Genomic DNA, 25,955 nt, shown 5'->3' with positions numbered 1-25,955 from the left:
AATTTTTTCTTACTGTAACTTTTTTAATAGTGTTAATAACTGCTTTTGTTCCTCTATATTTAAATTATGAAACTTCTCTGCTTGGAACGTTTCTTGAGGTGGGACGATTTCCTCATATAAAGCTCTTCCCTTTTCTGTTAAAGAAATATATTTCGTAGTACCCTCTTGTTCACGCAAAATCCACTCAAGCTGCTCCATTTTATTTAAAAGCTGCGTTACATTTCCTTTCGTAACAAATAGCTTATTTCCAAGTTCTTGCTGCGTTAAACGATTATGTCCTCCAACTTGAGCTAACACATCAAACTGGGCGGCAGATATATTCCATTTTTTCAAATGCTGATTCGTCTCACGAATACTCTTATTATAAAAGCGTGACAAACGAAACCATAATAGTAGCCCTAGTCTATCTTCTGTTTTCATTTCATCACCTCGCTTGTTTCATATCATTAGTTTAGAACTAAACTTAATAAAAGTCAAATACTTATTTTTAATAAGTACAAAAAGCACAGCGCTATTTCTCCACTATGCTTTACATTAACTTTCTACTCTTATATTCATCTAATTTCCTCTCCGCGAACTTCCTCGCATCTTTTTCAATCCACCGCTCTTCGTACCGTTCACTTCCCACATACAATATATCTCTCTTATGCTGCATCGCATGGCGGAATTCATGCAGTAGCGTTTTGAGAACTTGATCATACTCTTCCCACATACAAACGAAAATTAATTGCTTTTCTTTATGATAAAAACCACCTACTGGGAATAGGAACTCTTCTTCCTCTTCCCCTAATGATAGAAGCACATCATTTGCATCACACGTATCACAAAAAATAACGGGCGTTTTACATACTCCAATAAGAGAAAACAAATCCTCTCTCAACTTTTTGACATCCCAAGGAAGCTCCGAATCCAACACATACCAATTCTCTACCTGTTGATATACATTTTGAAACTGGAGTTCCATTTCTCTTTATTCCCCTTTCCAAGCACCCTTTTTCTATATGTATGCCACAATATGGTAAATATTAAACGTATTCTTTCATCCTTGAAAAAATGCCAATAAAAAAGGAATCTACGTCGACATAGATTCCATTTCTGTAATCACTTTTTTTTCATCATTTTTTTTAATACAAAATAACCAATTGCACAAACAATAGCAGCAAGTGCAAAGTATTTCACATATGGCCCCGCAACTTTATTAATACTTTCCCACTCTGTTCCTAATTTAAAACCTAAATATACAAACACAATTGACCACGGAATAACAGCTAATGTAGTTAGCGTAATAAACTTAGCATGTGACATTTTCGCAATACCCGCTGGTATCGAAATAGCATGCCGCACAACCGGAATAAAACGTGCGGTAAAGATAACGCCAGTTCCATAACGATTAAACCAATCTTCAGCATAATCAATATGTTTCTTCTGAATTAAAATATATTTTCCATATCGCTCAAGAACAGGTCTTCCTCCATATCGACCAATCCAATAAATGAATAGTTGTGCAATTACACCACCAATTGTACCGAACGCGACAGCGCCCCAAAATGTAATGCTTCCTGTTGATACTAAATAACCTGCATAAGACAATACGATTTCACTTGGAATAACCTCTAGCATTAATCCAAGCATAATTCCCCAATAACCAAGTCCTTCTAAAAAAACTAAAACCGAATGGATCAACTCTCCTAACATCATGTACCTCTCTTTACTGTTTTCATTACAAAAATGAAAGTACAAGCAGGAAATATCTTGTACTTTTATTTTTAAAAATTTAGTTTAGTTAGTCTTCGTATCCCACTTAAAGATTTTATTTAAGAATTTATATACATTCTTCGACTCTTTTGTCAAAAGTGGGCCTAAAATGGATAGTATAAGCACGTATAGTGCTGAGAATGGTTTCAGTACTGACATTAAACCACCGGCGATACCGATATTAGCCATAATGATGGAGAACTCTCCTCTTGAAACGATTGTTAATCCGATATTTGTTGATGCTTTATGAGATAATCCAGCTTGTCTTCCTGCAATCATTCCTGCTACAAAGTTACCGATTATCGTAAGAAGGACAGCACCTAACGTTAACCATATCGCTCCGCCTAATGAGAACGGATCAATACTTAACCCGAAGCTGAAGAAGAAAATAGCTCCGAAAAAGTCTCTAAATGGAACAACAAGATGTTCAATTCGGTCACTATGCTCTGTCTCAGAGAAAACTAATCCTAGAAGAAGTGCTCCAATTGCTTCTGCAACGTGAATTGTTTCTGAAAAACCAGCAATGAAGAATAATGAAGCAAATACTACAATAATAAAGATTTCATCTGAGCTAATATTGAGCAATTTATTTAATAACGGCGTAGCCTTTCTAGCTACTATAAAGAATAGAAGCATATATCCTAAAGCAATTCCAATTGAAGTAAGGGCACCTAAGAAGGAAGCGTGATCTCCAAGTACTAAACCAGAAACAACTGATAAATATACAGCAAGGAATATATCTTCAAACATAATAATTCCTAAAATTAATTCGGTTTCATTATTACCAGTTCTTCTTAAGTCCACTAACACTTTAGCAACGATAGCGCTAGAAGAAATCGTAATAATACCCGCAATAATTAAGATTTCTAGTAATGGGAATCCCATTATAAATCCGTATAACAAACCAAGTGAAAAGTTAATTAAAATATAAATCGTTCCGCCAATCGCAATAGAGCGTCCAGATTTAATTAGTTTTTTCATTGAAAATTCTAATCCTAGATAGAATAGAAGGAATAGAACCCCAATCCGTCCAAGGAAGGAAATTACACTTGCACTTTCAATAAATTTGAGATCGATAACACCTATTGTCGGTGCATGCGGTCCTACTAACATTCCAAGAACGATTAGAAAAGGAATTACTGAGAATTTAAATTTTCCAGCAATTACTGCTGCAATTGCCACTAAAACTAAAGCTGTACCAACTTCAAAAATTAACGTATCCATCTAATCAGTCCCCCCTATTTGAAAGTAATTCATTAATGATTTTTTTAATTTCTTCTCTCTCACCTGAAACTACAAGCATATCTCCTTCTTCAATTACTGTTTCTGGTCCTGGATTAAATAACTTCTTCATGTTCTTCTTCATAACCGCGATTATTGTTACGCTATATGTTTTTCTTATTTCAAGATCGCCAATTGTTTTTCCGATTGCTGGAGCTGTATTCTCCACTTTGAACCACTCAATCGCTAAACCTTCAAAAACCATCTCAACATTTTCTAACGCCCTAGGCTTATATACCATTCCACCTAATATTGCAGCGATTTGTCTCGCCTCTGAGTCACGTAGCGAAATACTTGAGATGCTTTCTTCATGATCTGAATCAAAATGATACATTTCTCTACGACCATCATCATGAATGACAATTACCATCTTTTCGTTACCTTTCGTAACGATTTGAAACTTATAACCAATACCTGGAAGTTCACTTTCTCTAATATTCATTTTTAGCTCCTCCATAACTTATTTATTTTAATTTTCTGTTTTTCTGTCTTTTATTCATCCAATCAACTTTAGAAATTCTAACCACTCAGGATATTTGTGATTTGGAAATCTTTTATTGTAATAATAAGTGGACCCTAAAAAGATACTTAAAGATGTAATGATAAAAAATATATTACTTCTCATTTTCAAACTCTCAAGGCTTACTTTCCATAAAGAATTTTCTTTCAAATTATCCCCACCTTCTCGCTTTAAATTTAGTTTTTTAAAATGTAAATAATTCTAAAAATATTACAATGTAACATAATCATAACACAAAAATGATTTAAGTAACATAATTTTTTAGAAAAATTGATTCTCGTATATTTTTTGCATATAATTTTCTTATTATGAAAAAAAGGAAGTGTATTATATGGTTGATATCTTTAGCAGATTCCTTGAGGTAACGAATAATATTTTATGGTCATATATTCTTATTGCAATGCTAATCGGCTTCGGTCTTTACTTCTCTTTTAAATTAAAATTTGTCCAAATTACTCATTTCAGTGAGATGGTCAGCTTAATTAGTAAAGGGTTTAATCGAAAAGAAAAAAAGAAAGATAGCATCTCACCATTCCAAGCATTTTGCTTAAGTGCAGCAGCACGTATCGGTATCGGAAACTTAGCTGGTGTAGCATTAGCAATTTCAATGGGTGGACCTGGCGCAATATTTTGGATGTGGTTTATCGCAATTATCGGAGCAGCTACTAGTTTTGTAGAATGTACACTTGCGCAAATTTATAAAGTAAAAGATGGAAGTAGGTTCCGTGGTGGACCAGCATATTACATGGAAAAAGGGTTAAACAAACGCTGGATGGGCGTCTGGTTTTCACTTCTTATTACAGTTGCGTACGGATTAATTTTCAATTCAGTGCAAGCAAATACAGTAACAATAGCGTTTGAAAATGCTTTTGGACTAGAGCGAACAATCGTAGGAGCTCTATTAGCCTTATTAGTTGCAGTTATTATTTTTGGTGGCATTAAGAGCATTTCACGTATTACAGAAATGATTGTTCCGCCAATGGCAATCGTTTATATCGGCGTGGCTATTTTTGTCGTTATTAACAACTTCAGTATGTTACCAAGCATTTTCATGGAAATCTTTAACGGTGCATTCGGTTTAGACCAAGCCATCGCTGGTGGTATTGGAGCAGCAATCAAGTTCGGAATTCAGCGCGGTTTATTCGCTACAGAAGCGGGAATGGGTAGCTCTCCTAATGCAGCAGCAACATCTGATGTATCTCACCCTGTAAAACAAGGGCTTGTTCAAGCGTTAGGCGTTTTCGTAGATACATTCTTAGTATGTACATCAACAGCATTTATCGTATTATGTTCTGGACTTTACAAAGGATCAAATTTAGAAGGTATCGAATTAACACAAAACGCATTAAGTTCACAAATTGGACCGTGGGCAAGCACCTTCTTAGCAATTATTATTTTCCTATTCGCTTTCAGTTCACTTCTAGGAAACTACTATTATGGTGAAACAAATATCGCATTCATTAAAGAAAGCAAAACATGGTTAATGATTTATCGTGTTGCAGTTGTCGGAATGGTATTCTTCGGATCAATCGCTGCTCTTAAAACAGTTTGGAGTTTAGCTGATTTATTCATGGGACTAATGGTATTCACAAACTTAATTGCCATCTCATTCCTTAGCAAATTTGCTTACGCTGCATTAGTAGACTATTTGAAGCAAAAGAAACAAGGAAAAGATCCTGTCTTCGTTGCAAACTCTATCCCTGGCTTAAAAAATACAGAGTGCTGGGATGGGCAGGATGTAGAAGAAAAACAAAAGGCCGTTTAACAAATAAAAGCGGAAGTGGCTCGTTCAGAACAGGAGGGTGTTGGAACTCCTGATTACGAGGCGCTTTTTGCCTCGAATGAAGGAGTGAAACAACCGACTGTTCTAGCCGCTGGAGCTGGATATCATTTAAAGCGGAAGCGGCTCGTTCAGAATCGCAGGACACTTCAAGCTCTCGACCTTGAAGCGCTTTTTGCTTCGAGCGAGAGAGCGAAATGACCGACTGGTCTAGTCACCGGAGCTGGATATCACTAAAAGCACAAGCGGCTCGTTTAGAACAAGAGCCATATCTCAAACAAAGGTCCTATTACTTCACCGTAATAGGGCCTTTTATTTACAACAGTTCATAATTTGTTCAAATTAATTCCAGCAAAAGGGTTGATTTATAGAGATTACTAGATTATAATGATTATAAATTAGTAATTGATATCACATAACAACTCAAAAGGAGATTGATCATAATGAAAAAACAAGTAATCGAAGTATTAAACAAACAAGTAGCAGACTGGAGCGTTTTATTCACAAAACTTCACAACTTCCATTGGTACGTAAAAGGACCTCAATTCTTCACATTACACGAGAAATTCGAAGAACTTTACACAGAATCAGCTACTCACATCGATGAAATTGCAGAACGTATTTTAGCAATTGGCGGCAAACCAGTAGCAACAATGAAAGAATACTTAGAACTATCTTCTATTCAAGAAGCAGCATACGGAGAAACTGCAGAAGGGATGGTCGAAGCAATCATGAAAGACTACGAAATGATGCTAGTCGAACTGAAAAAAGGCATGGAAATCGCTCAAGACTCTGACGATGAAATGACATCTGACCTACTACTAGGCATCTACACAGAACTAGAAAAACACGCTTGGATGCTACGTGCGTTCTTGAATCAATAATAATTAAAAGCGGAAGCGGCTCGCTCAGAATCGCAGGGCATTGGAGCTCTCGACCTTGAAGCGCTTTTTGCTTCGAGCGAGAGAGCGAAATGACCGGAGATTCTAGCCGCTGGAGTTGGATATTACTTTAAAGCGGAAGCGGCTCGTTCAGAACAGGAGGGTGTTGGAACTCCTGATTACGAGGCGCTTTTTGCCTCGAATGAAGGAGTGAAACAACCGACTGTTCTAGCCGCTGGAGCTGGATATCATTAAAAGCGGAAGCGGCTCGTTTAGAGTCGCTTTTTTATGTAATGGTCGCACTTAACGGTACACGAAATTATATCAACGATTTTTCAAATATATCGATCATAACTCGCAATATATCAACGATTTTTTCATTATATCGATCATTACCCGCAATATATCAACGATTTGACAAAGGATATCAATTTGCCGACAAATCACGACAATATCAGCGCCCCTCTCCCCTACTTTTATCAATATATTACAATCTCATCTATGTTAAAATATAGGAAACACCCTTTAGCTTTTCCAAATTCATCATTTACTACTTAAATGACGGGAGTGGTTCAGTTGAAAGACTACTTAATTAGAGCATTTTTTGCGTTAATAACAGTTGGGATTCTCTTACTTATAGCTAATATTTTCAATATACGTGTCGAGGTTAAGGACTATGCTTTCCTCGTTGTCGTAGCAATTGGTGGGGGCTGGGGTGGCTGGTACCTGTATAAAAAACAAAGCAATCAAAATGATAAAGGCATTCCAAAGTAATATGGAATGCCTCTTTTATTGCCTTCTGTAATAAATAATGAAATTCAGACCACTAATACAACCAATCGCAATAAACATACAAAACGATTGTGGATCTCCACCTAGATTATACTCATCAACGATAAATCCGGACATAAACAACGTTATCGCTGAAACACCGATACACAATACCGAGATAAACCAAAGCGAAAATTCATTAATCAACTCTTTCTTCTGTCTCAAAACAATTAGCATAACAAGAATAGACGCTGCTAAAATACTTTTAAAAACCGGACGTAAATATACGAACTCCTCCATCTATTTCTCCTTTCCCCAAAACATTACATCTAAACATTAACATATTTAACCAAATTAAAAACACATGCCATCTTAAATTAAAACGACATGTGTTTCCGTATTTGCTATGATAGTTGCTTCCACTTCGTTCCCAAAACAGGACGCTCATAATTTTGGATTGCATGAATTAGTTTATCTGCTGTCTCAGCTGAAACGATCAATTCTTTATTTGATGGATTCATAAATCCTTCTTCTGCTGCACGTTCAACCATTTGCAAAATTGGTCCGTAAAAATCTTTTATGTTTAATAAACCAACTGGCTTATTATGTATACCAATTTGCGACCAACATACAACTTCAAATAGTTCTTCAAACGTTCCGTATCCGCCTGGAAGCGCAATAAAAGCATCTGCAAGCTCTGCCATTTTCGCTTTACGTTCATGCATCGTCTCTACTTCAATTAATTCTGTTAATCCTGTATGCACAATTTCTCCTCGGAATAGACCGCGCGGCATAACACCTGTTACACGTCCACCTAAACGAAGAACTTCGTTTGCTACTTCTCCCATTAATCCAACGCATGAACCACCGTATACAAGCTCATACTCGTTCTCAACAAACATTTTACCTAACTGAATTGCCTGCTCTTTGAATTCTGGTCTCTCCCCTAAATTAGAACCTGCAAACACACAAATCTTTCTCATTCCTACACCCCGAAACTATATATTGTTATGATACAATTGACATTGTACAACATATTGAGGAGATGAGGAAGAAATGGATATCGTTGCATTTCAAAGATGGGTTGAGGAATTTTACGAAAAACGAAGCTGGTCACAGTATAATGCCTTTATTCGCTTAAATTTCTTAACCGAGGAAGTTGGGGAAGTTTCACGAGTCGTTCGTGCTATTGAAATTGGCCGCGATCGCCCTGATGAAGATGCGAAAACAGAAGAAGAGCTAAAACAAGAACTAAAAGAAGAACTTGGCGATGTACTATCTAACCTTATTATTCTTTCGCAAAAATATGATTTAGACTTACAAGACATTATGGACGCACACGTCGCAAAGCTTTCAAAAAGGTTCGAAGTATCTAAATGAGAATATTATCAATTATGGTATAATATTCTTGTCACAATACTAAGGGGGATTTTATGTTATCAAAAAAATTGCACGACGCATTAAATGAACAAATGAACTTTGAATTTTACTCTGCCCATGCTTATATGGCAATGGCTGCTTACTGTACAGCTGAGAGCTATGATGGATTTGCTAACTTTTTCCTTGTACAAGCTGAAGAAGAACGTTTCCACGCAATGAAGCTTTACAACTATATTAATGACCGCGGAGAGCGCGCTATTATTACTGGATTTGATAATCCGAATAACGAATACGAATCTGTATTAAACGCTTTTGAAGTCGCACTTGAGCACGAGCGTGAAGTAACGAAACGTATTTACAACTTATCTGATATCGCTTGGGACGAACGTGAACATGCAACAATTACATTCTTAAAATGGTTCGTTGACGAACAAGTTGAAGAAGAAGCTTCATTCGATAGCATCATTCAAAAATTAAAACGTATTACAAGCGATTCAAACGCACTGTTTATGCTAGATGCTGAATTAGAGAAACGTACATTTACGCCTCCAGCTGAGTAATATTTCAATCACCTTAATACATGTATTAAGGTGATTTTTTTGTTTGCTCTCTATCTTAAAATCACCTTAAATTTCCTCATATTTGACATAGTGCCAGATATAAAATGGTATTATTTTCAATATAAAAACGAATATACGAGGAGAGGAAAAATGAATCAACGTGTAGAAGCTGTTGATGCAATTCGTGGTTTTGCTTTGTTTGGCATTTTACTAGTCAATATGACATTAATTCAATTTGGGTTCTTCACCAGTGAAAAACCAACTTATCTATTTGGCGATCTTGATAAAGGTGCTAATTGGTTTATTCAATTTTTCGGCACACATAACTTTATATCCCTATTTTCTTTTCTATTTGGGCTTAGCATTATTTTGTTACAAAAAAGTATTATCGCAAAAGGAAAAAAATTCTTCCCCACATACATAAGACGTATTATCATTCTTTTACTACTCGGCTACATTCACGGCACTTTTGTTTGGGAGGGAGATATTTTATTTGCATACGGAATAATCGGGATTTTTTTAATGATATTCATCAATCGAAAACCGAAAACTTTGCTTATTTGGGCGATTATTCTACTCGCACTTATTACACTTATGTCTTATCAAACTGATCCATCTACAAATATAAATGATTTCGCATCTTATACTGAAAAAGAACATAAAGTCCATCAAACTGGAAGCTATATGGATCACGTCAACTTTAGATTGACTGAAAATCCTTTTGATTACATGGGAATTGACGGTGCATTCGGATTATTTTTCATATCAGTTTTCGCAATAATTTTTATGTCTCCACTGTTCCTACTCGGAATGTATGTAGGGAAAAAAGGCTGGCTATTTGAGGTCAGTAAACATATACCTGCTGTCAAAAAAATATGGTTTGCCACCGGTCTCTTCTCTTTTACAATTAAAATCTTAGCTATGTTCATAAAACACCCGGTTTTAATTATGTTACAAGATGGCCTTACACCAGTAACTATGACCTTCTTTTACGGAAGCACAATCATTTTATTATTCCATTACAAAAAAGCAACCCGTCTACTAACATACATGGCGAACATGGGGAAAATGTCCGTTAGTAATTACTTAGCGCAATCTATTATCGCAACAACCATTTTTTACGCATATGGATTTGGCTTATACGGGAAAATCGGCTATTTCTTCGGTATTCTTTTAACCATCGGAATTTATACAATTCAATTATTCGTTAGCACCTATTGGCTCCAGAAATACCGAATGGGGCCAGTGGAATATGTGTGGAGACTGGGAACTTATTTAGAGAAACCACGTTTTAAAAGAGACTTGGATAAAGCAAGTTAAACAAAAAAAGCAATGAGCCTACGCTCATTGCTTTTCTTAATTTATTAAAGCATAACCCCAACGATAATCGCTGATAATATACTTACTAACGTTGCACCGTATACAAGTTTTAAACCGAATGATGATACAACGTTTGCTTGTTTGCCATCGATACTCTTCGTTGCACCTGCGATAATTCCGATAGATGAGAAGTTCGCAAATGATACAAGGAAGATAGATAAAATACCTACTGTACGAGCTGATAAATCACCAGCTACTTTACCAAGATCAAGCATTGCAACGAATTCGTTCGTTACTAATTTTGTTGCCATAATTTGTCCTGCTTGTAACATCTCTGATGTTGGAATACCCATTACGAATGCTAATGGTGAGAAGATATATCCTAAAATGCTTTGGAATGTGATTCCGAAAATTGAATCGAATACACCATTAATTGCTGTAATTAATGCCACGAAACCGATTAACATCGCCGCTACTGTTACAGCGATTGAGAAACCAAGCATAATATATTCGCCTAACATTTCAAAGAATGTTTGTTTCTTGTCTTCTTGTAATTCTAAAATATCGTCTTCTTCTTTTACTTCATATGGATTAATGATATGAACGATAATGAATCCACTGAATAAGTTTAATACAAGTGCTGTTACTACATATTTTGGATCAATCATTTTCATATAAGAACCGACAATTGACATCGATACTGTAGACATTGAAGATGCACAAAGTGTGTATAAACGATTTTTCGGTAATTTGCTTAGTTGATCTTTTACTGTAATGAATACTTCCCCTTGACCAACGATTGCAGCTGCTACCGCATTATATGATTCTAGTTTTCCTAAACCGTTAACTTTACTTAATAGGAAACCGACTGCACGAATGATAATCGGTAAAACTTTAATATGTTGCAGAATCCCGATTAATACTGCTAAGAAAATAATCGGTAATAATACTGTTAAGAAGAATGGTGCTTGTCCATCGTTTGCTAGACCACCAAATACGAAATTAACCCCAGCTTCCGCAAATTTTAAAATAGCGCCAAATCCATCTGCGATCCCTTTTACTAATACAAATCCGACCTTTGTATTTAGTAAGAAATACGCAAGTACCAATTGAATGACAAGCATAAGTGCAATTGGTTTATATTTAATTTTCTTACGATCTGAACTAATAAGGAAACCTAGTACAAACACTACAAGTAAACCGACTAGAAACATTACGAACTTCATATGTGAATCCTCCACTTCTCCCACAAGTTATTGGTCGTATAACGTATAACGAATGACGTCTGACCATTGTTGTTAAAAAAATTTAAAACCCCTAAAACTATTCAACTGTCATCTAAAATCAGTAAGCGTTTACATAAATTGCAATTTATAAAAGGTAGCTTCTTCTCTCCTACCATACTTGAAAGTCTGAAATTGATACCACCTACAAATCAAATTGTAAGCGTTATCTAGGTGAAATGCAATATAAATTTTAAAAGATTTTTATATGTTAATATATTCCTAATTAATTGGTTTTTTCATGCAAATTTACCATAAAAAAAATAGCCCTAGCTATGAGCTAGAGCCATCCTTTTTTTATAACATAACACCAACGATAATCGCTGATAGAATACTTACTAACGTCGCACCGTACACAAGGCGTAAACCGAATGATGATACAACATTTGATTGATTTTCATCGATACCTTTCGTTGCACCTGCGATAATTCCGATAGATGAGAAGTTCGCAAATGATACAAGGAATACAGAAAGAATACCAACCGTACGAGCCGATAAATCACCAGCTACTTTTCCAAGGTCAAGCATCGCAACAAACTCGTTTGATACTAATTTTGTTGCCATAATTTGTCCCGCTGTTACCATTTCTGCTTGCGGGATGCCCATTACGAATGCTAATGGTGAGAAAATATATCCTAAAATAGCTTGGAATGTAATACCGAACATTGTATCAAACAAGCTATTGATTGCTGTAATTAATGCTACGAAACCAAGTAACATAGCTGCTACTGTAATCGCAATCGTGAAACCAAGCATAATGTACTCGCTCAGCATTTCAAAGAATGATTGTTTTTTCTTATTTTCTAATTTCAGTGTATCTTCTTCTTCTGTAATATCGTACGGGTTAATAATATGAATGATAATGAAACCACTAAATAAATTTAATACAAGTGCTGTTACTACATATTTCGGTTCGATCATTTTCATATAAGAACCAACGATTGACATCGACACTGTCGACATAGAAGATGCACATAATGTATATAAACGATGTTTTGGGATTTTACTTAATTGATCTTTTACTGTAATAAATACTTCTGCTTGTCCAACAATGGCAGCTGCTACTGCGTTATATGATTCTAGTTTTCCTAGACCATTTACTTTACTTAACAACGTACCAATAGCACGAATAAATATCGGTAAAATTTTAAAGTGTTGCAGAATTCCGATTAAAACCGCAAAGAATACGATTGGTAATAACGCTGTTAAGAAGAATGAAACCTCTCCTTTATTAACAAGACCACCAAATACGAAAACGATTCCAGCTTCCGCATATCCAAGAAGTGCGCCAAATCCATCTGAAATTCCTTTTACTAAAATATAACCAACTTGCGTATTTAATAAGAAATAAGATAATGCTAGCTGAATAATAAGCATAATTGCGATTGGTTTATACTTAATCTTCTTTCGATCGGCACTTATAAGAAAACCGAGTACAAATACAACGAGTAATCCTACAAGGAACATAACAAACTTCATTAATAAAATCCTCCATTTAACTCTTCATTAACGTTGAACGTCTGACCATTCAAAACAAGAAATAATCCGAACTTTCCATTTCTCCTCCAAAATCTTCAATCGGATAGGAAAGATCATAAAACCTCTTATTTCAAAGGCATTTTCCATTCTAACACAAATCACAAATCATATCCGCACTTTTCTTTAAAAAATTACATTTTATTATAAAACGTCTATGAATGTTCGTCTTTTACTATCTGCAAATAGTTGAATAAAACAAAAAAGAGCATCAAGTTTCACTTGATGCCCTTTTCATTATACCGCTTTTTCTTTATCAGCTACCGCTGACTCATCCCAACACTCTGTATTGTTCAAACCTGGAATAGACTCCGCATAAAAGACTGGATCTTTCCCTTGTTTCTTTTGCTTAATATAATCTGATAACGCTGCGAAAGCATACTTAGAAAGGAATACAATTGCTACTAAGTTAATAACAGCCATAATTCCCATAAATAAATCTGCTAAATCCCAAACGATTTGAATTGTCGCTACAGATCCTAGCATAACCATACTAAGTACAGCAATGCGGTATGCATTTAATAGCACTTTACTTCCATTTAAGAATTCAATATTTGTTTCACCATAGTAGTAGTTACCTACTAATGAACTGAACGCAAACAAGAAGATTGCCACTGCTACAAATATAGAAGCCCATGGACCGATATGTTGACTTAACGCCTGCTGCGTTAATTGAATTCCGTTTAAATCAGCTGCATTATGCACATCTGATAAAAGAATAATAAATGCTGTACAACTACAAATTAATAATGTATCAGTAAATACCCCTAAAGTTTGAATGAAACCTTGTTTAACTGGGTGCGTTACGTTTGCAGTCGCTGCTGCGTTCGGCGCACTACCCATACCTGCTTCATTTGAGAATAACCCACGTTTTACCCCTAATAAAATCGCAGCTCCTAATCCTCCGCCTACTACTTCTTTAATTCCGAAAGCATGTAAGAAAATTTCTTTAAATACATATGGAATTGCCGTAATGTTTGTTACAACAACGAATAATGCCACTGCTACATAAATAATTGCCATTACTGGAACAATCATTTCAACCGCGCGAGCAATTCGTTTTACTCCACCGAAAATAATAACTGCAAGTAAACCAGCCATAACAAGACCTACTAATCTACTATCTGTTTTGAACGCCCCATCAAAGGCAGCCGCTACAGTATTAGACTGTACAGCGTTAAAAATCAATCCGAAACTTACTGTTATTAGAACAGAGAACACAACACCTAACCAGCGTTTCTTTAAACCCTTTTCCATATAATACGCTGGGCCCCCACGGAATGCATTCCCATCTTTTACTTTATAAATTTGCGCTAATGTGCTCTCTACAAATGCAGAAGCACCCCCAATTACCGCGATTAACCACATCCAAAATACTGCTCCTGGACCACCTGCTGAGATCGCAATAGCTACACCAGCTAAGTTACCAGTACCTACACGAGAAGCTGTACTCATACAAAACGCTTGGAATGATGATACGCCGCTCTTCTCTTTTTGCGCTTTCCTCGTTTTCGAGCTTGCCCCGTCCCCAAGCAAACGAATCATTTCACCGAAGTAACGAACTTGGACAAATTTCACACGAAATGAAAAATAGAGTCCTAACCCAATTAACATCGCAATAATGATATATGACCAAAGGATATTATTTATATCCCCAATTACCTTAGCTAAAAAATCCATAATTGCATTGCCCCCTCTTCCTAACAATAAGAAAATTATATTCTAAAAACTTTTAGTAATCAAGAACTTTATGTTAGGTTTTATAACATGAGTACGTTAATTCTTTTAACATAAGTGTTTTTTCACATGAAAATATAGCCATTACATGCATTTATCCAATACTTAATAACTTATCCTATTCGACCAGCCATACTTTTAAAACAGGACGTTCCCCACAAATAACGAGAGAGAGAAACAAACAAAAAAGTTATATTAATAATTACCTCTCACCCTTTTCATCATTTACTACAACAAAAAAGGCGAGCATCGAATTTACCTCGATGCTCGCCTTTTCAATTACACTGCTTTTTCTTTATCTGTTACCACTTGCTTATCCCAGCACTCTGTATTCGTTAAACCAGGAATAGAATCTGCACTGAAGACTGGATCTTTCCCTTGTTTCTTTTGCCTTACATAGTCTGTTAATGCCGCGTACGCAAATCGGCCAAGAAGTGTAATCGCAATTAAGTTCGTGATTACCATTAGACCCATAAATAAGTCTGCCATATTCCATACAACTTGAAGCGTCGCAACAGAACCGAATAATACCATTCCAACTACCGCAATACGGTAAATTGTTAACCACGTTTTGCTTTGCTTAATAAATTCAATATTTGTTTCACCATAATAGTAGTTTCCTAAAAGAGAACTAAATGCAAATAAGAAAATAATAATCGCTAAGAAGCTACTTGCCCATGGGCCGATTTGTGAGCTTAATGCATTTTGCGTTAATTCAATACCTTCTAAATTCGTTGCTTTATATGCACCAGAACATAGTACGATAAATGCTGTTGATGTACATACTAAGAATGTATCTACTAAAACGCCGATCGTTTGAATAAAACCTTGTTTTGCTGGATGCGTTACATCAGCTGTTGCTGCCGCGTTCGGCGCACTACCCATACCTGCTTCGTTCGCAAATAATCCGCGCTGAATACCATATTTCATCGCAGCACCGATACCGCCACCTACAGCTGAATCTAAACCGAATGCACCTTTAAAGATTTCCGTAAACACATCTGGTATTAAATAGAAGTTTTTAATGACAACAAAAATAGCTACCGCAATATAAACAAGCGCCATTGGCGGAACAATCATTTCCGACATACGTGCAATACTTTTTACACCACCAAAAATAATAACCGCAACTAATGCAGCTAATACAATACCAACAATATAACGCTCTAAACCAAATGCATTTTCAAACGCTAATGTTACTGTATTCGCTTGTACTGAGTTAAAAATTAAACCATAACTAACTGTAATAAGGATAGAAAACCAAATTCCCATCCAACGTTTATTTAAACCTTTTTCCATATAATAAGCAGGACCACCACGGAAGCCACTGCCATCTTTTACTTTATAAATTTGGGCAAGCGTACTTTCTACGAAACTTGAAGAAGCCCCGATAATCGCAATAACCCACATCCAAAATACAGCTCCAGGTCCTCCCATAGATATAGCTAATGCTACACCAGCTAAGTTACCGATACCAATACGAGCTGCTGAACTCATACAAAACGCTTGGAAAGAAGATACACTACCTTTTTTACGCGTCTTTCCAGTTAATCCATCACTCATTAGTCGAACCATTTCCCCTAAATGAGTAATTTGTACGAATTTCAATTTAATAGAAAAATAAAGACCTAAACCAATTAACATCGCAATAAGAATATATGACCAAAGAATTGTATTTGTTGATGAAATAAATTGCTCTAAAATATTCATACAATTAACCCCTCCTTTTCTCCATAAAACGAATTATATTTAAAAAACATTCAAAAATCAACATTTTTCGACAATTTGCAATTTCCAAATATTAGCCAGGTTCACAGTAACAATGTCCTTATGACTGACTACCCTCCCTCTAACTGTGCATACTAAAACAAAAAATAAATTCACAAACAACCCTATTGACAAAAATACCAACCTGTAACTATAATGATTACAACGGGTTGTAACAAACCTAATTACAACAAATTCATTTACTTTCAGATATACAATTTAACAAAACACTTTGGAGGGATTTATTATGAAAATCGGAATTATCGGAGCAACTGGTAAAGCAGGAAGTCGTATTTTAAAAGAAGCATTGGATCGCGGACATGAAGTAACTGCAATCGTAAGAAACGCTGCAAAAATTACAGAAGAAAACGTAAAAGTTTTAGAAAAAGACGTATTTTCTCTTACATCTAACGACTTGCAAGCATTCGATGTAGTTGTAAATGCATTCGGTGCTCCAGCAGGACAAGAACACCTTCACGTAGATGCAGGAAACGTACTAATTGAAGCGATGAAAGGTGCACCTAACACAAAATTACTTGTAGTTGGTGGCGCTGGAAGCTTATTTGTAGACGAAGAGAAAACAACACGTGTATTTGAGACACCAGGTTTCCCAGGCGAATACCTTGCAACAGCTCAAAACCAAGGTAAAAACTTAGAAATCTTACAACAAACAAATGATATCACTTGGACATTCATCAGCCCTTCTGCACTATTCGCATTAGGAAAACGTACTGGTTCTTATACAGCTGGTAAAGACAACCTGCTTGTAAACTCAAAAGGTGATAGCTACGTAAGTTACGAAGACTTCGCAGTTGCAGCACTTGATGAAATTGAAAATCCAAAACACGTAAACGAACGCTTCACAGTAGTTTCTGAAGCTGAATAATAAAAAAATCTCGTAAAACATAATGTTTTACGAGATTTTTTTATTGTTACACTTGTTTGAAACTAAATAATAAAAAAATCTAGTAAAATTTTACGAGATTTTTTTATTGTTACACTTGTTCTAAACCATTTGGAGTAATCTTAAAGGAAATTTCTTGCCCCTTCATCGCATCCTCTTTTTTAACTAACTCATTCTTTTTGTACCAATTCAAACGACTCGGTTCCGCATGGTATACTTTCAGCACATCTCCATACTCAAATGCCGTTCCATTTACTTGCCCAGCAAAATTCTTTGAAGTCTCTTGTCCTTCTGCCGTTACATGCTTTTTCTTATTTCCATTTTGATCATAAATCGTAAGGCCTATATACTGCTCATTTACAAAGCGATAATGAATCTCCTCATTTGTAAATGTTGCATGTAATTTCTTTTCAGCGTGGTTTAACGTAACAATTGAACGTGTAACATCGGACACACCTTGATAGACTAGACTATCCCCATATGTCACTTCTACAGGAACTTCCGTCACCTTCTTATTTCCAAATCGATCTTTCGTTTCTACTTTCACTTTTTGCTGACCAATTTTTGTCGTATCTATTTCCCCTACAAAACCTACTACTTCTCCACCCTGTACTTCAACAAAGTTCTTCACGTCTAGCGTTTCGCTATTTGTTCCGATTACTACTTGCTGCGGATTTGCTTTTACTGTTTGCTCACCGTCTAATCTTTCAAATCCATTTTCAGTTATTTTGAAGACTAATTCCTTTATCTCTTTACTTTTTCCTTCGCCCACATATACATCTTTTTGATACCAATGTAAACGAGAAGATTCCGCATGATATACTTTCACTACATCTCCATACTCAAATGCAATTCCATTTACTTCCTTAGCAAATTCTTGCGTATTCTCTAAACCTTTTACTGCTATATTTTTCTTCACTCTTCCTTCTTTATCGTACAATGTGAATTCAAAATACTTTTCATCTTTAAAGTAATCATGAATTAGGTTCTTTGTATCTGTCGCACTCAGTTTTTTCGTATCATGATGCAAAGTTACAATTGATTTCAAGTCACCATCTCTATAGCTCAGCCCATATACAAGTAGGCTATCTCCATATGTTACTGTTAGAGGAACTTCTGTCACTTTCTTATTTCCAAATCGATCTTTCGTTTCTACTTTTACTTTTTGTTCACCGATTTTTGTTGTATTTGGTTTTTCTACAAATCCAACTACTTCTCCATCTTTTACTTCAACAAAGTTTTTTGCATTTATTTTCTCTACATCTGTTCCGATTACTACCTTCTGTGGTACTGCCTTTACCTCTTGTAAAGTTTCCATTCTTTCAAAGCCTTTTTCAGTTACCTTGAAGAATAATTCTTTTTCTACTTTCGCCTTACCTTGGCCAGCAAGGCTATTATTTTGATACCATTTCAAGCGGTCCGGTTCTGCATGGAATACTTTTACTACATCACCATATTCAAACTGCATTCCACTCACTTGCTCCGCAAATTTCTTTGAAGTTTCTTGTCCTTCCGCTGTTACACGCTTTTTTGTGTTCCCATTTTGATCATATAGCGTAATCCCCATATACTCTTCATTTACATAACGATAATGAACAGGATTACCTGTAAACGTTGCGTGCAGTTCCTTTTTATCATGTTGCAATGTTACAACCGAACGTATTGCATTATCATTAGCATGAAATACTAAACTATCTCCATAAATTACTTCAAGCGGCACTTCTGTTATCTTCTTATTTCCAAAAGCATCCTTCGTCTCTATTTTTACTTTTTGTTCTCCAATTTTTGATGTATTTGGTTTTTCTACAAAACCAACCACTTCTCCATCTTTTACTTGTACGAATTCTTTCGGATCTAGTTTGTCTACATCCATTCCGACTACTACTTTTTGCAGTTTCGCCGTCACTTCTTGTAAACTATCTTTTAATTCGAACCCTTGCTCAGTTATTTGGAATAATTTCTCTTTTTTATTTTTAACTTTTCCTTGATCTACAAGTTCGTTATTTTTAAACCACTTCAAACGGCTTGGTTCTGCGTGGAATACTTTTATTACATCACCATATTCAAAATCCAATTCATTTAGTTCCATCGCAAATCTTTTTCCCGTTTCTTGTCCTTCTGCTGATACACGTTTCTTTTCAATCCCATTTCGATCATATAGCGTTAAGCCCATATATTCTTCTTTTTCAAAACGGTAATGTATTTCATTATTAGTAAAGTTTACATTTAATTTCTTCTTATTGTGGTGAAGTGTCACTGTCGACATTACATCATCTGAAAGTCCTTGAAAAACTATACTGTCATCATAAAATCCGTTAACTTGGACAGGAATTGAATTTTTATTTCCTTTCTCATCCCCAATTTCTACTAACACTTCCTGTTTCCCATTCTCTAATTTAGGCCATACAATCTTTCCTGTTACTTTTACATTCTCACCTAAATTTCGAACAAGCTTACTTGCTTCATTCTCGTCAGAATCTGTACCAACTAAAAGATTTTGTACTTCATTAGCAGGTTCACCATACGGAACCTTATACAGTTCAACTTGCTTCTCACGAATATCATTACTATCTGTAGCTTTCCAGATTTCCTTTTCTAATTTAGGTAACTTTGATTTTTCTATTTTCTCTCTAATATCATCATTTGGTGTTAATCCCCACTCCTCAAAGAAAGGAATTAAATTTTGCCCTGCCACTTTTGATGTCATATAAATAAATAGCTGCTTTTTCTCTTCATCAGAATGAGGCATTTCACTCTGAGGTAACAAACGATAAGCTTGATGTAACCTAGGATAAAAATGTTCTCCATACACTACATTTAATTGCCAAAACATTGTAAGAGGATTAATGTCATCAATGAATCTTTCTGCTTTAGGCTTCTCTAAATACTCAAATGAGTTTTTATAGTGCTCATCCATTTCTAATTGATTCCCTAACGCCTTTTGAACAGCTAATGAGTAAATATTTACTGTTACTTCCCTTACTTTAGACCACTTCCACGGTTCTTGCTGATGTAAATGACCAACTTCATGCCACGGTCCCCATCCATCCTTCTCAAGTACCTCTATATCTAAAACTCTATTCATTGCAGTTGGAATATATCCTGTATGATAATGTTTCGCAAACATAAAGTCCCCTTTAGCAGGCTTCCGTTTTTCAACAAACTGAACATAATGAGTTGGAGATTTTGCAACCCCAACACTGTCCTCAGATAATCCTGCCACTGCGTTTTCTAAACGGATAATCTTATCATGCAATTTCATTAAATCTGTTGGATCCGTATTCTTCATATATTTCTGCACAGAATCGTAAGTAGTAGTAATTAAGCTTCTCTCACCTTTTAATTCAACTGCATAAGGATCCTTATATTTTTTTAACATTTCATCCCAATCTTTTTTCGTATGCTTACCTAAAATAAATAAAGGAAAGTGACTACCACCATTTGTAACGGAAGCTGTTACTTCTCCTTCGTTATTCATATTATAAAAATATAAAATACCGCCTCTTGAAGATGAAATAACATTTTTTCCTGGTTTTAAATCAAACTCCTCTGGGTCCTTTTCATCATAAGATCTCGTTCCAATAAAAGCTTGGATAGACTGCGTTCCTTTTATGTCAATTGTAATCTCTTCATTTGGCTCTGCATAAATTCCAGTCGGTTCATTAGCGGAAAGTTTCCAAGTAACTCTTAAACGATTATTTTCTTCTTCTACGCTACCTTTCCCCGGCAACTGAAATACTCTCTGCTCAAATTTATTCTCTTCCAACTGCCCGCCCTTATTCTCTTCCAAAGGCGCCGCATATCCTTTTGATGCTTCGAAAGCTACTGGTGATAATAATGTAGATATACATATACCTGCTACTAATACCCTACTCTTTTTCTTCTTTGACATAATCTGTGTCCCCTGTCCTTTTTTTAGACAAACCATCCTATATATTCGTTTAATTAAAAATCCTATTATCTTTATAAAAACATTTAACGAATAGACTAACACCTCGCGCACCTGTATCTATTACTACCGCATTTCCCTCCATGTATTCGCTTTCTTACATTGTACAATTTTTATGTAATATCCCCTCCTCACTTCTCTCTATTTGTGATGAGTTCTCTTGCTACATAAAAAAGAGAATAGTAAAAGATATTTTTCAGTATTGTCATCTATACATCTAAAAATATGAACAACAATAGAGTTTTACATTTTCTTCATATACGACCATCTATAGGTAGTTTTTCCAACTGAATTGTACACGCTTTACACTTTGTTTGATAGTCTCTCTAATTAGAATAATGTTACAATTTCGTGAATAAAATCCATTTATTGTAACGTTTAGATTTCTCCATATTTTATTATTTTTAAATACTTCTTCAAACGTTAAAATAGTGTTTCACTCGATTAATTATTATCTTGATATATCTTTAAAGAATTCATATGAAAAAGCATTGGCATATACCAATGCTTTTTCATTATCTCTTTTGATTCGGTTTATGCGGTTCATTTGGAGTATATGGCTTATTTGGTTTATTTGGAGCCTCAGCCTTTTTCCAACTTACCGCTAACTCTGGACTTGTTTTTTCTTCACTACGCTCAAGTAATACTACTGCATTTTGAATAGTCGGTGTACCTTTATGCGCAATCCCTTGTAATTTCGTTAAATTTCCTGATACTTTAAAGCTAAATCCACCAGCTGGTGTTTGTTTCGGAATTAAAATGCGGAACTTTTCTCCTACATTAAATTCTGTTTTTGTTTCGCCTTTTTCATTTGCAAATTTCACGCCCGCTGGTGCACCTGTTGCTTGCACTTTATACGTTCCGCTTTTTGCATTTGTTTCTACTGTATATAAGCCTGTTTCAAAGAAATCATTTTTTAAGACTGCTTCTTGTTCTTCTGTAGGAGTTACACTCATCGTAATTTCTTGTAGCTCTTCGCTAGCGTTTGCTTTTGCAACGATATCTTTTGTTACTTTCTCTACATTTTTATTTCGGAAATCTAAATCATTAACATCAATTTGTTTTAACGCATTCCATACTGCAAGCTGCGTTGCGTAATGCGCCTCTCTCCAATCAGATACCCCTAATTCTTGTGGACTCTTTTGTGGATATCCATTCAATAGTACACGGTACACATTAATATCCACTTTCCCCATTTCCGGTAAATCTTGACCGCTTGGAGATTTCAAATCTACATTTAAGCAAAAAGCAATTTTGCCATCTGCCGTTTTAATAAGCTCTGTTCGAATTGGCTTCTTCTTGGACTTACTATAACTCCAATTCATTTCATACTTTGTATGGTCCATCACTTCTGCGAATGCTTTTTGAAGTGGGAATAACACAAATAAAACACTTAAAAACATAGCTAAAAGTTTGAACGATTGCTTTATATTCATGTTTACAGCCCCTTAATAACAAACTTAATACTAAGTAGTATTTATTTAGAAACTATTTTTATGCACAAAAAAAGAGTGCTTTTAAGCACTCTTTTTTCTTACCTTAATCTTAGAAATCGAAGTTATCAGGATCTGGACCAACGCGATGATTTTGATTTAACGCATCGATTTTTTCCATATCTTCTTTCGTTAATTCAAAGTTAAATACATCAGCGTTTGCAATAATACGGTGTTCTTTCGTTGATTTTGGAATTGTGATTACTCCATTTTGAAGATCCCAACGTAAAATAACTTGAGCTGTTGTTTTACCGTGTTTCTCAGCAATCTCTTGTAATGTTTCGTTATCTAATAATTGACCTTGCATTAGTGGTGACCATGCTTCCATTTGAATACCTTGTTCTTTACAGAAAGCTTGTAGTTCTTTTTGTGTTAAACGAGGGTGGTATTCTACTTGGTTAATCATTGGTTTAATTTCTGCATCTTTCATTACATCTTGTAAGTGATGGATTTGGAAGTTACTTACACCAATTGCACGTACGCGCTTTTCTTTATAAAGTGTTTCTAGCGCTCTCCATGTATCTTTATATTTTCCTTCTGAAGGCCAGTGAACAAGATATAAATCTAAATAATCTAGTCCTAATTTTTTTAGACTCTCTTCGTATGCAGCGATTGTTGTTTCATACCCTTGATCTGCGTTCCATACTTTTGAAGTAATAAATAATTCTTCTCTTGCAATACCAGTCGCTTCAATACCTGCACGAATTCCTTCACCTACAGCTTTTTCATTTCCGTAAATTGCAGCTGTATCGATGCTGCGGTATCCTGCTTTAATTGCTGATTTTACAGCTTCTACAAGTTCTGGTCCTTCTTCTACTTTAAATACACCTAAACCGAACCAAGGCATTTCTACACCGTTATTTAATACTGCTTTACTTTGTAAGTTTTTCATTTTATTTTCTCTCCTTTTATTTTACTTGATCTCTTTTTTCTAATGTCATGCTCCACGCTGTTAAAATAACAGCGGCTACTACCATAAGGCCACCTACCCAAGCAGTATGGATTAATCCTAATGAATTCGTTACAAGGCCACCTATATAAGAACCTAAAGCGATCCCTCCGTTAAATGCGGCAATATTAATTGCTGAAGCAACATCAACCGCACTCGGAACAAAGCGCTCTGCCAATATAACTACATATACTTGTAGCCCCGGAACATTCATAAATGCGAATAGTCCCATGAAAATAATTGTGATTAATCCAGCTACTTTAAATGGCGCTGTAAATGTTAAAACAAATAATATAATCGCTTGAATCAAGAACATGTAAAATAGCGCTCGAATCGGATTATGATTCGATAATTTTCCGCCGACCATATTCCCTATCGCAATTGCGATTCCATACACTAATAAAATGATAGTAACAGTACTTGCTTCAAATCCTGTTACTTCTTGTAATAACGGAGATAAATACGTAAATGTTACGAATGTACCGCCGTATCCAAGTGCAGTAATAATGAAAACAAGTAATAGTCTTCCATTTTTAATTAATTTAAATTGATCACGAAACGATACAGGTACACCATTTTTTAAATTAGATGGGACGAGTATACTGTTTGCGATGAAAGCAATAATTCCAATTACAACAATCGCCATAAATGACGCTCTCCAGCCAAATTGTTGACCGATAAATGTTCCAATTGGCACACCAGTAATAGTCGCAACTGTTAATCCAGTAAACATAATCGCAATTGCGCTAGCACGTTTATTCTCTGGTACGATTGCAGCTGCAATTGTAGATCCAATTGACATAAACACACCATGTGCAAACGCAGATACAATTCTTGCAATAATTAATACAGTGAAGCTTGTTGCTACCGCCGCAATGCCATTACCAATAATGAAAATAACCATAATCCACATTAATAATGTCTTTCGCGACATACTAGCCGTTAACGCCGTTAAAACAGGAGCTCCTACCGCTGCTCCTAACGCATATAAGGAAACCGTTAAACCGGCTGTTGTAACCGAAACATTTAAATCTTTTGAAATAGATGGTAGTAAACCGACACTAATAAACTCGGTCGTACCAATCCCAAACGCACTAATTGCTAGCGCTAATAAAGCAAACATACTTCTTCGGCTCGTCTGAGCTTCCGAAGATGGTACTGTATATGAACTCAATTGAATTCCTCCTTATTACAAGAAATCCAATCATAATAGTATGATAAAAAGGCCCTTTTATCTTCTAAAAAATATATTTCATACTTACAAATGCTATTATGAATGGTTTCATTCCTTTTTTGAAGAACGCACTTTAAAGTACGATAGGCACTAAAAAGTAACATAGTCACTTTTTGGTACCGTACTACTCATTTGCCTCTTACATGTGCTATTATGAAACATATTTAACATGATAAAAAGTACGTACTTTAAAGTGCTATAGGTACTAAAAAGTAACATTTGTATGATTTAACTTATTTTACTCACAAAGGGAGGATTTCATATGAAGAAATACAATATTCCTGTAGAGGCGACTTTAGAAGTTATCGGCGGCAAATGGAAAGTTGTTATTCTTTGTCACTTAACGAAAGGTACAAAGAGAACGAGTGAATTAAAACGCTCAATGCCTGGTATTACACAAAAAATGTTAACGCAGCAATTACGTGAATTAGAAGACGACGGCGTTATTCAAAGAAAAGTATACAATCAAGTCCCGCCAAAAGTAGAATATTCTCTTACCGATTACGGTTGGTCTTTAGAATCCATTCTTGATTCTCTTTGTTCTTGGGGCGAATGCCATCTTGAAAAAGAAGGTAACACATCGATGCTAATTGCGGAAGGTGAATAATAGGAAAAAGGAAAAACGAACATGAATTTGTTCGTTTCTTCCTTTTTTTCTTTATATATATGTACATTTCTAACTGGAACAAAATATTTTATACGCTTTCATACCTTGTCAGCACTACGTTATACACTCAATATCAAATAATTAGGAATCATTTTTATGTTAACATAGGTGTATATAGTATATAATATAGGATATATATTATATACACTTTCCGGTAACGGAGCTTTTCCATTATGCGGACAAGCCAT

At 35.4% G+C, this 25,955-nt stretch carries 23 protein-coding genes; 8 read left to right on the top strand and 15 right to left on the bottom strand.

Features of this window, described 5'->3' with window-relative positions; all coding sequences use genetic code 11:
• Nucleotides 1-9: 9 nt before the first annotated feature.
• The 5 genes from DN401_RS07970 to DN401_RS07950 all read right to left on the bottom strand — a co-directional run bounded on the left by DN401_RS07970 (nucleotide 10) and on the right by DN401_RS07950 (nucleotide 3,478).
• Nucleotides 10-420: a MarR family winged helix-turn-helix transcriptional regulator gene (locus DN401_RS07970; protein WP_000845467.1), complete on the bottom strand. Its 411-nt coding sequence runs from the start codon at nucleotides 418-420 to the stop codon at nucleotides 10-12.
• Nucleotides 421-529: 109 nt separating this feature from the next.
• Nucleotides 530-964 carry a DUF3920 family protein gene (locus tag DN401_RS07965; RefSeq protein WP_000422806.1) on the bottom strand — a complete coding sequence of 145 codons (435 nt, stop codon included), beginning with the start codon at nucleotides 962-964 and terminating at the stop codon, nucleotides 530-532.
• 137 nt (nucleotides 965-1,101) lie between these two features.
• The gene (gene uptA / locus DN401_RS07960; RefSeq protein ID WP_000900214.1) at nucleotides 1,102-1,695 is read right to left on the bottom strand and encodes an undecaprenyl phosphate transporter UptA; all 594 of its coding nucleotides are present in this window, start codon (nucleotides 1,693-1,695) and stop codon (nucleotides 1,102-1,104) included.
• 84 nt (nucleotides 1,696-1,779) lie between these two features.
• Complete coding sequence (locus DN401_RS07955) at nucleotides 1,780-2,979, bottom strand: cation:proton antiporter (RefSeq protein ID WP_000380223.1); 1,200 nt, start codon at nucleotides 2,977-2,979, stop codon at nucleotides 1,780-1,782.
• A gap of 4 nt (nucleotides 2,980-2,983) precedes the next feature.
• A complete protein-coding gene (locus DN401_RS07950) occupies nucleotides 2,984-3,478 on the bottom strand; it encodes a cation:proton antiporter regulatory subunit (protein WP_001026075.1) in 495 nt (164 codons plus the stop codon).
• Between the two features lie 409 nt (nucleotides 3,479-3,887).
• Here DN401_RS07950 and DN401_RS07940 point away from each other — a divergent pair, with 409 nt between their 5' ends.
• From DN401_RS07940 to DN401_RS07925, 3 genes are all read left to right on the top strand, one after another.
• Nucleotides 3,888-5,321 (top strand): alanine/glycine:cation symporter family protein, encoded by a 1,434-nt coding sequence (locus DN401_RS07940; protein WP_000227591.1) that lies wholly within the window; start codon nucleotides 3,888-3,890, stop codon nucleotides 5,319-5,321.
• Nucleotides 5,322-5,779: 458 nt separating this feature from the next.
• Nucleotides 5,780-6,220, top strand: coding sequence for a Dps family protein (locus DN401_RS07930; RefSeq protein ID WP_000745085.1), 441 nt, complete (start codon nucleotides 5,780-5,782; stop codon nucleotides 6,218-6,220).
• A 573-nt stretch (nucleotides 6,221-6,793) separates the two neighbouring features.
• Nucleotides 6,794-6,991 (top strand): hypothetical protein, encoded by a 198-nt coding sequence (locus DN401_RS07925; protein ID WP_000656312.1) that lies wholly within the window; start codon nucleotides 6,794-6,796, stop codon nucleotides 6,989-6,991.
• A 15-nt stretch (nucleotides 6,992-7,006) separates the two neighbouring features.
• Here the strand turns inward: DN401_RS07925 and DN401_RS07920 are convergent, their stop codons facing one another.
• Together DN401_RS07920 and DN401_RS07915 are read right to left on the bottom strand one after the other, a co-directional pair.
• Nucleotides 7,007-7,288 carry a hypothetical protein gene (locus DN401_RS07920; protein ID WP_000390910.1) on the bottom strand — a complete coding sequence of 94 codons (282 nt, stop codon included), beginning with the start codon at nucleotides 7,286-7,288 and terminating at the stop codon, nucleotides 7,007-7,009.
• A gap of 104 nt (nucleotides 7,289-7,392) precedes the next feature.
• Complete coding sequence (locus DN401_RS07915) at nucleotides 7,393-7,971, bottom strand: LOG family protein (protein WP_001225754.1); 579 nt, start codon at nucleotides 7,969-7,971, stop codon at nucleotides 7,393-7,395.
• Between the two features lie 73 nt (nucleotides 7,972-8,044).
• On the opposite strand from DN401_RS07915, the gene DN401_RS07910 reads away from it, so the two are divergent.
• The 3 genes from DN401_RS07910 to DN401_RS07900 all read left to right on the top strand — a co-directional run bounded on the left by DN401_RS07910 (nucleotide 8,045) and on the right by DN401_RS07900 (nucleotide 10,248).
• Nucleotides 8,045-8,368, top strand: a complete 324-nt coding sequence (locus DN401_RS07910; RefSeq protein WP_000355744.1) for a MazG nucleotide pyrophosphohydrolase domain-containing protein — start codon at nucleotides 8,045-8,047, stop codon at nucleotides 8,366-8,368.
• 53 nt (nucleotides 8,369-8,421) lie between these two features.
• Entirely contained in the window at nucleotides 8,422-8,928 is a 507-nt protein-coding gene (locus DN401_RS07905) for a ferritin (protein ID WP_000949403.1), read from the top strand.
• A 150-nt stretch (nucleotides 8,929-9,078) separates the two neighbouring features.
• Complete coding sequence (locus tag DN401_RS07900; RefSeq protein ID WP_001076350.1) at nucleotides 9,079-10,248, top strand: DUF418 domain-containing protein; 1,170 nt, start codon at nucleotides 9,079-9,081, stop codon at nucleotides 10,246-10,248.
• Nucleotides 10,249-10,292: 44 nt separating this feature from the next.
• Here DN401_RS07900 and DN401_RS07895 read toward each other — a convergent pair whose 3' ends face one another.
• The 4 genes from DN401_RS07895 to DN401_RS07880 all read right to left on the bottom strand — a co-directional run bounded on the left by DN401_RS07895 (nucleotide 10,293) and on the right by DN401_RS07880 (nucleotide 16,514).
• On the bottom strand, nucleotides 10,293-11,474 hold the full coding sequence (locus DN401_RS07895; protein WP_000673874.1) for a NupC/NupG family nucleoside CNT transporter: 1,182 nt from the start codon (nucleotides 11,472-11,474) through the stop codon (nucleotides 10,293-10,295).
• Nucleotides 11,475-11,828: 354 nt separating this feature from the next.
• Entirely contained in the window at nucleotides 11,829-13,010 is a 1,182-nt protein-coding gene (locus tag DN401_RS07890; protein ID WP_000673841.1) for a NupC/NupG family nucleoside CNT transporter, read from the bottom strand.
• Between the two features lie 294 nt (nucleotides 13,011-13,304).
• Entirely contained in the window at nucleotides 13,305-14,747 is a 1,443-nt protein-coding gene (locus DN401_RS07885; RefSeq protein ID WP_063220567.1) for an alanine/glycine:cation symporter family protein, read from the bottom strand.
• Nucleotides 14,748-15,083: 336 nt separating this feature from the next.
• A complete protein-coding gene (locus tag DN401_RS07880; RefSeq protein WP_001022931.1) occupies nucleotides 15,084-16,514 on the bottom strand; it encodes an alanine/glycine:cation symporter family protein in 1,431 nt (476 codons plus the stop codon).
• A gap of 304 nt (nucleotides 16,515-16,818) precedes the next feature.
• On the opposite strand from DN401_RS07880, the gene DN401_RS07875 reads away from it, so the two are divergent.
• Nucleotides 16,819-17,457 (top strand): NAD(P)-dependent oxidoreductase, encoded by a 639-nt coding sequence (locus tag DN401_RS07875; RefSeq protein WP_000689906.1) that lies wholly within the window; start codon nucleotides 16,819-16,821, stop codon nucleotides 17,455-17,457.
• Nucleotides 17,458-17,566: 109 nt separating this feature from the next.
• Here the strand turns inward: DN401_RS07875 and DN401_RS07870 are convergent, their stop codons facing one another.
• The 4 genes from DN401_RS07870 to DN401_RS07855 all read right to left on the bottom strand — a co-directional run bounded on the left by DN401_RS07870 (nucleotide 17,567) and on the right by DN401_RS07855 (nucleotide 24,989).
• On the bottom strand, nucleotides 17,567-21,367 hold the full coding sequence (locus tag DN401_RS07870) for a putative mucin/carbohydrate-binding domain-containing protein (protein ID WP_000038264.1): 3,801 nt from the start codon (nucleotides 21,365-21,367) through the stop codon (nucleotides 17,567-17,569).
• A 572-nt stretch (nucleotides 21,368-21,939) separates the two neighbouring features.
• Nucleotides 21,940-22,860 (bottom strand): thioester domain-containing protein, encoded by a 921-nt coding sequence (locus tag DN401_RS07865; RefSeq protein ID WP_001022532.1) that lies wholly within the window; start codon nucleotides 22,858-22,860, stop codon nucleotides 21,940-21,942.
• 109 nt (nucleotides 22,861-22,969) lie between these two features.
• Entirely contained in the window at nucleotides 22,970-23,809 is an 840-nt protein-coding gene (locus DN401_RS07860) for an aldo/keto reductase (protein ID WP_000793532.1), read from the bottom strand.
• Nucleotides 23,810-23,825: 16 nt separating this feature from the next.
• Complete coding sequence (locus DN401_RS07855; protein WP_002026553.1) at nucleotides 23,826-24,989, bottom strand: MFS transporter; 1,164 nt, start codon at nucleotides 24,987-24,989, stop codon at nucleotides 23,826-23,828.
• Between the two features lie 373 nt (nucleotides 24,990-25,362).
• On the opposite strand from DN401_RS07855, the gene DN401_RS07850 reads away from it, so the two are divergent.
• Nucleotides 25,363-25,707 (top strand): winged helix-turn-helix transcriptional regulator, encoded by a 345-nt coding sequence (locus DN401_RS07850; protein ID WP_000760481.1) that lies wholly within the window; start codon nucleotides 25,363-25,365, stop codon nucleotides 25,705-25,707.
• Nucleotides 25,708-25,955: the final 248 nt, after the last annotated feature.

The sequence above is a fragment of the Bacillus sp. BF2-3 genome (assembly GCF_008368795.1).
Classification (GTDB): domain Bacteria; phylum Bacillota; class Bacilli; order Bacillales; family Bacillaceae_G; genus Bacillus_A; species Bacillus_A cereus.
Note: the sequence above shows the minus strand (reverse complement) of the source record. Positions and strands in the feature narration are given on the sequence as shown.

Excerpts from the sequence above, each read along its gene's own strand:
- DN401_RS07970 (WP_000845467.1), bottom strand. The coding sequence starts at position 420 with ATGAAAACAGAAGATAGACTAGGGCTACTATTATGGTTTCGTTTGTCA.
- DN401_RS07965 (WP_000422806.1), bottom strand. The coding sequence starts at position 964 with ATGGAACTCCAGTTTCAAAATGTATATCAACAGGTAGAGAATTGGTAT.
- uptA (WP_000900214.1), bottom strand. The coding sequence starts at position 1,695 with ATGTTAGGAGAGTTGATCCATTCGGTTTTAGTTTTTTTAGAAGGACTT.
- DN401_RS07955 (WP_000380223.1), bottom strand. The coding sequence starts at position 2,979 with ATGGATACGTTAATTTTTGAAGTTGGTACAGCTTTAGTTTTAGTGGCA.
- DN401_RS07950 (WP_001026075.1), bottom strand. The coding sequence starts at position 3,478 with ATGAATATTAGAGAAAGTGAACTTCCAGGTATTGGTTATAAGTTTCAA.
- DN401_RS07940 (WP_000227591.1), top strand. The coding sequence starts at position 3,888 with ATGGTTGATATCTTTAGCAGATTCCTTGAGGTAACGAATAATATTTTA.
- DN401_RS07930 (WP_000745085.1), top strand. The coding sequence starts at position 5,780 with ATGAAAAAACAAGTAATCGAAGTATTAAACAAACAAGTAGCAGACTGG.
- DN401_RS07920 (WP_000390910.1), bottom strand. The coding sequence starts at position 7,288 with ATGGAGGAGTTCGTATATTTACGTCCGGTTTTTAAAAGTATTTTAGCA.
- DN401_RS07915 (WP_001225754.1), bottom strand. The coding sequence starts at position 7,971 with ATGAGAAAGATTTGTGTGTTTGCAGGTTCTAATTTAGGGGAGAGACCA.
- DN401_RS07910 (WP_000355744.1), top strand. The coding sequence starts at position 8,045 with ATGGATATCGTTGCATTTCAAAGATGGGTTGAGGAATTTTACGAAAAA.
- DN401_RS07905 (WP_000949403.1), top strand. The coding sequence starts at position 8,422 with ATGTTATCAAAAAAATTGCACGACGCATTAAATGAACAAATGAACTTT.
- DN401_RS07900 (WP_001076350.1), top strand. The coding sequence starts at position 9,079 with ATGAATCAACGTGTAGAAGCTGTTGATGCAATTCGTGGTTTTGCTTTG.
- DN401_RS07895 (WP_000673874.1), bottom strand. The coding sequence starts at position 11,474 with ATGAAGTTCGTAATGTTTCTAGTCGGTTTACTTGTAGTGTTTGTACTA.
- DN401_RS07890 (WP_000673841.1), bottom strand. The coding sequence starts at position 13,010 with ATGAAGTTTGTTATGTTCCTTGTAGGATTACTCGTTGTATTTGTACTC.
- DN401_RS07885 (WP_063220567.1), bottom strand. The coding sequence starts at position 14,747 with ATGGATTTTTTAGCTAAGGTAATTGGGGATATAAATAATATCCTTTGG.
- DN401_RS07880 (WP_001022931.1), bottom strand. The coding sequence starts at position 16,514 with ATGAATATTTTAGAGCAATTTATTTCATCAACAAATACAATTCTTTGG.
- DN401_RS07875 (WP_000689906.1), top strand. The coding sequence starts at position 16,819 with ATGAAAATCGGAATTATCGGAGCAACTGGTAAAGCAGGAAGTCGTATT.
- DN401_RS07870 (WP_000038264.1), bottom strand. The coding sequence starts at position 21,367 with ATGTCAAAGAAGAAAAAGAGTAGGGTATTAGTAGCAGGTATATGTATA.
- DN401_RS07865 (WP_001022532.1), bottom strand. The coding sequence starts at position 22,860 with ATGAATATAAAGCAATCGTTCAAACTTTTAGCTATGTTTTTAAGTGTT.
- DN401_RS07860 (WP_000793532.1), bottom strand. The coding sequence starts at position 23,809 with ATGAAAAACTTACAAAGTAAAGCAGTATTAAATAACGGTGTAGAAATG.
- DN401_RS07855 (WP_002026553.1), bottom strand. The coding sequence starts at position 24,989 with ATGTTTGCTTTATTAGCGCTAGCAATTAGTGCGTTTGGGATTGGTACG.
- DN401_RS07850 (WP_000760481.1), top strand. The coding sequence starts at position 25,363 with ATGAAGAAATACAATATTCCTGTAGAGGCGACTTTAGAAGTTATCGGC.